Origin of the sequence: Bacillus sanguinis, assembly GCF_018332475.1 — a bacterium.
GTDB classification, from domain to species: Bacteria; Bacillota; Bacilli; order Bacillales; family Bacillaceae_G; genus Bacillus_A; species Bacillus_A sanguinis.
On record NZ_BOQB01000376.1, the window covers coordinates 1 to 7,711 of the forward strand.

The following is a 7,711-nucleotide window of genomic DNA, read 5'->3' on the forward strand; positions in this document are numbered from 1 at the left end:
ATTACTTCAATTAAAACCAGATGTTATTACATCAAGTACGAAATTCCCAGCAGAAACAGCTGAAAAATTTACGAAAGTAGCTCCTACATTCCCGGTATCACACGTTTCAACAAATTGGGAAGATAACTTAAAGTTAATGGGAGAATTAACTGGTAAAAAAGATAAAGCGGAAAAAATTATTAAAGATTATAATGCGGACGCTGAAAAAGCAAAAGCAAAACTAGGAGATAAGTTAAAAGACAAAAAAGTACTTGTTATTAGACTAAGAGCAAACGAATTATTCTTATATCCAGAAGGGGTATACTTCAACCCTGTAATTTATAAAGATCTTGGGCTAACTGCTCCAGAACAATTGAAAACTGTAAAAGCACAAGAGAAAATTTCATTTGAAAAACTTGCTGAACTTAACCCGGATTATATTTTCTTACAATATGAGACAACTGAAAATAAAAACCCGAAAGTGTTAGAAGAAATTGAAAAGAATCCAATTTGGCAAAGTATGAATGCTGCGAAAGAAAAGAAAGTATTTGTAAACGTTGTAGACCCAATGGCACAAGGTGGTACTGCTTGGAGTAAAACAGCATTCTTAAAAGAAGCAGTGAAAAGTTTATCTAAATAATACAATAAGTAAGGTGCGTTGAATGATATGCAGAAAACAAATGCAGTACCAGTGACTATATTATGTATAGCACCCATACTCATCTTATTTACAGTTATACTTTCTATTTTGTATGGGGCGAAAAGTATTGATGCTGAAACAGTGTGGAACGCATTATTTCATTTTGATTCAAGTGATGTAAATCATAATATTATTATTACTTCACGTTTACCAAGGGTAGTTGCAGCTCTTTTAGTCGGAGCATTTCTAGCCATATCAGGAGCACTTATGCAGGGGATGACAAGAAACTATCTTGCATCCCCTTCTATTATGGGTGTGACGGATGGGGCAGCTTTTGTTATTACACTTTGTATGATTTTTCTTCCGGGAATGTCATCAATTGGTATGGTTGTATGTTCAATGATTGGCTCTGCACTAGGAGCCGGTATCGTATTTGGTTTTGGTTCGCTTCTTCAAAATGGCCTATCACCAGTTAGGTTAGCGATTATCGGAACAGTTATTGGAACATTTTTAAGCAGTGTATCGGCCGCGATGGCTTCGTATTTCCAAATTTCTCAAAATGTTAGTTTTTGGTTCAATGCAAAGTTAGACCAAGTGGACCCTAATATCATTAAAATCACGATACCGTTTGGAATAATTGGAATAATTTTAGCATTGTTAATATCAAAATCTATTACCATTCTCTCTTTAGGCGAAGAAGTTTCTATTAATTTAGGGCAACGTACAAAACTAGTTAAAGCAATGGCAATTTTGTCAGTTATTTTCTTAACAGGAACGGCAGTTGCTTTAGTAGGGAAAGTTGGTTTTGTAGGTTTAATTATTCCACACATTACTCGATTTATAATTGGGGTAGATTATAAGTGGATATTGCCATGTGCAGGCATTATTGGTGGCGTTTTCTTAGCATTATGTGACGTTTTGAGTAGATTTGTAAACTATCCATTTGAAACACCAATTGGAGTGGTTACCTCCTTAATTGGTATTCCTTTCTTCCTTTATTTAATTCGTACAAGAGGAGGAGAGAGACATGCTTAAAAGTTCAAGTCAACGTTTTGGAATGACAATGGGGATTATTATATTTTTAATACTATGTGCTATTTATATTAGTTTAACGAATGGTACGTTTGATATTACGATTACAGATGTATTTAAAACACTATTTAGAATAGATCCAGTACCAGACCATGATTTAGTAATTTTTGAGTTTCGTCTCCCACGCATCGTGATTGCTGGATTAGTAGGATTAGGCCTAGGTGTTGCAGGTGCTGTTATTCAAGGGATTACGAGAAACGGACTGGCGGATCCAGGTATTTTAGGAGTAAATGCCGGGGCAGGAACAGCAATCGTCATCTTTATGTTTTTCTTTCAAGGACAATTAAAGAGCACAGACTGGGCTTCTATTATGATGATGCCAATGTTTGGTTTAGTCGGCGGATTAGGTGCAGCTATCATCATTTATCTGTTTTCTTGGAAAAACGGTAAGTTAGATTCGCAGCGTCTTTTATTAACAGGCATTGCAATTGGATCAGGATTTGGAGCATTTTCTATGTACCTATCACTCAAAATGAAGTCAACTGATTTCGAGATGGCTGCAGTTTGGGTGTCGGGAAGTATATATAATGCAAACTGGAAGTATATTATTGCAATGTTGCCGTGGCTGATCATATTAATTCCGCTTATACAAAAGAAAGCCTATTTATTAGATTTATTTCAATTGGAAGAAACGAGTATTACAAGTTTAGGTGTTTCAGTAGAAAGAGAGAAATCTATTTTACTATTAAGTAGTATCGGACTTGTCAGTGCATGTGTTGCTGTGTCAGGAAGTATTGGTTTCATTGGGCTAATGGCACCGCATATAGCGAAAAGACTTGTCGGTATTCAGCATAAGCATATCATTCCTACGTGCGGAGTAATCGGAATGTTCCTTGTAATTGCTTCAGACTTTATCGCAAAAACAGTCTTCACACCTGTAGAGTTACCAGTTGGAATCGTTATTTCTATTGTTGGTGTACCGTATTTCTTATATTTACTTTATAAGGCGAAAGTGTAAGAGGAGGAATAAAAGTGAGTATTTTAAGTGCAAAAAATTTAGAAACGAGTTATGAAAAGCTTACAGTGTTTCGCGATTTAAATGTAGAAATACAAGAAGGAAAAGTAACGACAATTATAGGACCAAACGGGTGCGGTAAATCCACACTGTTAAAAACAATGGGAAGAATTTTAAAGCAAAAGAGCGGTAAAGTCTATTTACAAGGGCAGGATTTAAATACAATTCCAACGAAAGAAATTGCAAAGCAGTTAGCTTTACTACCGCAAACTCCAATTGCGCCAGGAGAGCTTAAAGTAGAAGAATTAATTTCTTATGGACGCTATCCACATCGAAATAACGTAAATAAGTTAACTTCAAAAGATAAAGAGATGATTGATTGGGCATTAGATATAACGAAAACTTCTGAATTTCGAACGAGACAAATTGCTAATTTATCAGGTGGCCAAAGGCAAAAGGTATGGTTAGCGATGGCTTTAGCACAAGAGACAGAAGTGTTACTACTAGATGAACCAACGACATATCTTGATATGTCTCATCAATTAGATGTATTACAAATTGTGGAGAAGCTAAATAAAGAACATAATTGTACGGTCGTAATGGTGCTACATGATATTAACCATGCAGCAAGGTTTTCAGATGAAATTATTGCAATGAAGGAAGGGGAAATTGTTACAACTGGTAGCCCAGAAGAAATCATTACAAATGAAGTGTTAAAAGAAGTATTTCATATTGATGCGCGTGTCATGATTGATCCGTATAACGGATCTCCTGTTTGTTTCGGCTACGATAGCGTTGTATCTCAAGAAGAGAAAGTAGAAATATATGTAACAAGTTAAAAGGGGGGGAATATAAGATGAATACTACTATTGAAAAACAGCAGATTATAACATCTAATACAGAACAGTGGAAAATGTATTCAAAATTAGAAGGTAAGGAATATCAAATTCATATTTCAAAGCCGAGGCAGCCAGCACCAGAGTCAGGGTATCCTGTTATATACGTATTAGATGGTAATGCCTTTTTTCAAACATTCCATGAAGCGGTTAAAATACAATCAGTTAGAGCAGAAAAAACAGGTGTTTCACCAGCCATTATAGTAGGCATTGGTTATTGTATTGAAGGTGCATTTTCAGGTGAAGAAAGATGCTATGATTTTACGCCTAGCGTAATTTCAAAAGATGCACCTTTAAAACCAGACGGTAAACCGTGGCCTAAAACAGGAGGAGCATATAATTTCTTTACTTTTATTGAAGAAGAATTAAAGCCGCAGATTGAAAATAATTTTGAAATTGATAAAGGAAAGCAAACGTTGTTTGGGCATTCGCTAGGTGGTTTATTTGCATTACATATATTATTTACAAATGTAAATGCCTTTCAAAATTATTTTATTAGTAGTCCATCTATTTGGTGGAATAACCAATCCGTACTTGAAAAAGAAGAAAATATTATAAGTGAGTTAAACAGTGCTAAGTTTGAAACAGGAGTGTTCCTTACAGTCGGATCACTAGAACGAGAGCATATGGTTGTAGGGGCAAATGAATTATCAGAGCGCCTTCTCCAAGTAAAACACGATCAGTTTAGATTTATGTTTTATGAAGCTGAAGGGGAAAATCATGCGTCAGTTGTGCCGACTTCTTTAAGTAAAGGATTAAGATTTGTTAGTCATGTGAAGAAGAATAAATGATTATAAAGAGGATCCTATATTATGTGGGATTTTCTTTTTTATATAAACATATTGAGCATGCTACCATCCAAATTGAAACACTTAACATTAAACATAATAAAATGATTGTCTAAAAAAATGCAAACGAAAGGCTATGGGGAAATTCTCCATAGCCTTTCGTTTGTTCAAGTAGAATTGTCCTTTTTGAAAGTTTTGTTTCAACTTTTCGTCTAAAGAGACAAAAAGTTGTCACAATTCGGTCACAATTAGCATAAACATAAAATAGACGGAAAGAACTTATTTCCAAAAAGGCTTGGTTTATTTCAATCATGAATCGTAGAGCTGAAAAAGCATGGATGAAAAGTTCACTATATTCTCAAGGAGGTAGATCGTATGAAAACTATTCTTGCTATCGCTGGGCTTATCTGGGTTTTATCACATGGCATTCCAATTTATGAAGGAGAACAAATTCGCAGTGCTTTGAATAAAAATTTTAATGAATATCACGTTATTGATCGGCAAGATAATGTCGTGACAGTTCGTGTGAATGACTGTTTTCATACGGTAACCGTTGAAGGAACTTCAGTAGTGAATGATACAAAAGTATGTGATCAGCAATAATTATATATAGGAAGAAAAAGGTCTCAATTTATACGTGTATAAATTGAGGCTTTTTTATTTATGGATGAATAATAAGGGGGATAGACAATCTACGTTTATTATTTTTTTGAAAAAAGCAAAGGGTATCATGAAAATTGAGACTGAGAAGCTAATAAATTGTTAAGAATAAGCATAGAGTGGAAATATACTCATATGGGGTATCATACATGGCTAATTAATGCTATAATTGGTATACTCGTAAAAGCAATTGTTTTATTGGATGAAGAGAAACTTTAAGAAGGTGATAATATGGATCATAAAGGGCATGAAGCGGTAACACATAGATCAGAAAAAGAAAAAGAACAGATTATAAATAGATTAAAAAGAATTGAAGGACAGGTCCGCGGTATTCAAAATATGATTGAAAATGATCGTTATTGCGTGGATATTTTAGTACAAATTTCAGCGATTAATGCAGCGATGAAAAAAGTAGGAATGGGTGTATTAAAAAACCATACAAGTCATTGTGTTTCAGGTGCTATTAAAGATGGTAATGGTGACGAAGCAATTGAAGAATTAATGACTGTATTTGAACGTTTTTCAAAAGCGTAAAAACAAGCTAGTATGTCACTGGCTTGTTTTTTGTTTACCTTCACATAAGATTTCAGGGTATGGATGTGAAAAAGTGTGTGTAAAATAAACTTTTAGAAAATAATTGAAAAATCATGATATAAAACCATTGATTACCTTAGGGGGGTATGGTAAGATGTAATTGTAATTAACAAACAATGAAGAAACAAGAGGAGGATTTTAAATGGAACAGTTAACATTAAAAGTTGAAGGTATGTCTTGTGGACATTGTGTAAATTCTATTGAAAGCAGTGTGAAAGAACTAAACGGTGTTGAAAAAGTTAAGGTTCAATTAGCAGAAGGAACTGTTGAAGTTACTATCGACTCGTCTGCTGTAACACTAAAAGATATCGTTGCTGTAATTGAAGATCAAGGATACGATGTCCAATAATTATTGTTTAGATATGGAAATAAATCGTACTTTATAGGAAGTACGATTTATTTTGCTAATAATTATACCTCGTAAGGGTATATAGAGGTGAGAGACATGAACGAACAGAAAGAGGTCAATCTTCAAATATCAGGAATGACATGTGCCGCATGTGCGAATAGAATTGAAAAAGGTCTAAAAAAAGTAGAAGGTGTTCATGATGCAAATGTAAATTTTGCACTTGAAAAAACAAAAATAATGTATGATCCCCAAAAAACAAATCCACAACAATTTAAGGAAAAAGTTGAATCGTTAGGATATGGAATTGTCAGTGATAAAGCTGAGTTTACTGTTTCTGGGATGACATGCGCCGCATGTGCGAATAGAGTAGAAAAGCGTTTAAATAAGTTAGAAGGTGTGAACGGAGCGACAGTAAATTTCGCTTTGGAATCAGCTACAGTAGATTTTAATCCTGATGAAATTAACGTAAATGAAATGAAGAGTGCAATTACGAAATTAGGATATAAATTAGAAGTGAAATCAGATGAGCAAGATGGATCAACTGATCATCGCTTGCAAGAAATTGAGCGACAAAAGAAGAAATTTATCATTTCGTTTATTTTATCATTCCCGTTACTTTGGGCAATGGTAAGTCATTTCTCATTTACATCATTTATTTATTTACCTGATATGCTTATGAACCCTTGGGTGCAGCTAGCTCTTGCAACTCCAGTTCAGTTTATCATTGGTGGGCAGTTTTATGTTGGGGCTTATAAAGCGTTACGTAATAAAAGTGCTAACATGGATGTTCTTGTGGCACTTGGAACGTCGGCCGCCTATTTCTATAGTGTATATTTAAGCATTCAATCTATCGGTTCTTCGGAACATATGACAGATTTATATTTTGAAACGAGCGCGGTACTTATTACACTAATTATTTTAGGTAAATTATTTGAAGCAAAAGCAAAGGGACGTTCATCAGAAGCAATTAAAAAGTTGATGGGTTTACAAGCAAAGACAGCTACAGTTGTGCGAGATGGAACAGAAATAAAAATTTTAATCGAAGAAGTGGTAGCTGGTGATATCGTTTATGTAAAGCCTGGTGAAAAAATCCCAGTAGATGGGGAAATTGTAGAAGGAAAGTCAGCAATAGATGAATCGATGTTAACAGGTGAAAGTATTCCGGTTGATAAAACAATTGGAGATGGAGTAATCGGTTCTACAATAAATAAAAATGGCTTTTTAAAAGTGAAAGCAACTAAGGTAGGAAGAGATACTGCATTAGCTCAAATTATTAAAGTAGTAGAAGAGGCTCAAGGTTCAAAAGCTCCTATTCAAAGGGTAGCAGATCAAATTTCTGGTATTTTCGTACCGGTTGTAGTTGTGATTGCTATTATTACATTCGCAGTGTGGATGCTATTTGTTACACCTGGTGATTTTGGCGGAGCACTTGAAAAAATGATAGCCGTACTTGTTATCGCTTGTCCATGTGCATTAGGTCTTGCAACGCCTACATCTATTATGGCGGGATCAGGAAGATCGGCTGAGTATGGTATTTTATTTAAGGGCGGGGAGCATTTAGAAGCAACGCACCGATTAGATACAGTTATTTTAGATAAAACAGGTACTGTGACAAACGGGAAACCGATGCTAACAGATGTAATTGTAGCAGATGGATTCCACGAAGAAGAAATACTACGCTTAGTAGGTGCGGCAGAAAAAAATTCTGAACATCCACTTGCAGAAGCAATTGTAGAAGGAATTAAAGAAAAGAAAATT

General features: G+C 34.8%; 9 protein-coding genes. All 9 read left to right on the top strand.

Annotated elements, in window-relative coordinates; all coding sequences use genetic code 11:
* Positions 1 to 619, top strand: a 619-nt coding sequence (locus KI369_RS26315; RefSeq protein WP_212958424.1) for an ABC transporter substrate-binding protein, incomplete at its 5' end; no start/stop codon positions are given.
* A 27-nt stretch (positions 620 to 646) separates the two neighbouring features.
* Positions 647 to 1,654, top strand: a complete 1,008-nt coding sequence (locus KI369_RS26320) for a FecCD family ABC transporter permease (protein WP_212958426.1) — start codon at positions 647 to 649, stop codon at positions 1,652 to 1,654.
* On the top strand, positions 1,647 to 2,669 hold the full coding sequence (locus KI369_RS26325) for a FecCD family ABC transporter permease (protein ID WP_212958428.1): 1,023 nt from the start codon (positions 1,647 to 1,649) through the stop codon (positions 2,667 to 2,669). Before KI369_RS26320 ends, KI369_RS26325 begins: the two co-directional genes overlap by 8 nt.
* Before the next feature lie 14 nt (positions 2,670 to 2,683).
* Positions 2,684 to 3,505, top strand: a complete 822-nt coding sequence (locus KI369_RS26330; protein WP_000025778.1) for an ABC transporter ATP-binding protein — start codon at positions 2,684 to 2,686, stop codon at positions 3,503 to 3,505.
* A 17-nt stretch (positions 3,506 to 3,522) separates the two neighbouring features.
* Positions 3,523 to 4,353 carry an alpha/beta hydrolase gene (locus tag KI369_RS26335; protein WP_212958430.1) on the top strand — a complete coding sequence of 277 codons (831 nt, stop codon included), beginning with the start codon at positions 3,523 to 3,525 and terminating at the stop codon, positions 4,351 to 4,353.
* A gap of 372 nt (positions 4,354 to 4,725) precedes the next feature.
* Entirely contained in the window at positions 4,726 to 4,953 is a 228-nt protein-coding gene (locus KI369_RS26340; protein WP_000849106.1) for a hypothetical protein, read from the top strand.
* A gap of 288 nt (positions 4,954 to 5,241) precedes the next feature.
* Positions 5,242 to 5,544 carry a metal-sensing transcriptional repressor gene (locus tag KI369_RS26345; protein WP_098567198.1) on the top strand — a complete coding sequence of 101 codons (303 nt, stop codon included), beginning with the start codon at positions 5,242 to 5,244 and terminating at the stop codon, positions 5,542 to 5,544.
* A 202-nt stretch (positions 5,545 to 5,746) separates the two neighbouring features.
* On the top strand, positions 5,747 to 5,953 hold the full coding sequence (gene copZ / locus KI369_RS26350) for a copper chaperone CopZ (RefSeq protein WP_212958432.1): 207 nt from the start codon (positions 5,747 to 5,749) through the stop codon (positions 5,951 to 5,953).
* Between the two features lie 96 nt (positions 5,954 to 6,049).
* Positions 6,050 to 7,711 (top strand): heavy metal translocating P-type ATPase (locus KI369_RS26355; protein ID WP_212958434.1); only part of this gene is annotated, 1,662 nt, incomplete at its 3' end.

What these genes read in the sequence shown, in the direction of transcription:
- KI369_RS26320 (WP_212958426.1), top strand. Translation starts at nt 647, where the DNA reads ATGCAGAAAACAAATGCAGTACCAGTGACTATATTATGTATAGCACCC.
- KI369_RS26325 (WP_212958428.1), top strand. Translation starts at nt 1,647, where the DNA reads ATGCTTAAAAGTTCAAGTCAACGTTTTGGAATGACAATGGGGATTATT.
- KI369_RS26335 (WP_212958430.1), top strand. Translation starts at nt 3,523, where the DNA reads ATGAATACTACTATTGAAAAACAGCAGATTATAACATCTAATACAGAA.
- KI369_RS26340 (WP_000849106.1), top strand. Translation starts at nt 4,726, where the DNA reads ATGAAAACTATTCTTGCTATCGCTGGGCTTATCTGGGTTTTATCACAT.
- KI369_RS26345 (WP_098567198.1), top strand. Translation starts at nt 5,242, where the DNA reads ATGGATCATAAAGGGCATGAAGCGGTAACACATAGATCAGAAAAAGAA.
- copZ (WP_212958432.1), top strand. Translation starts at nt 5,747, where the DNA reads ATGGAACAGTTAACATTAAAAGTTGAAGGTATGTCTTGTGGACATTGT.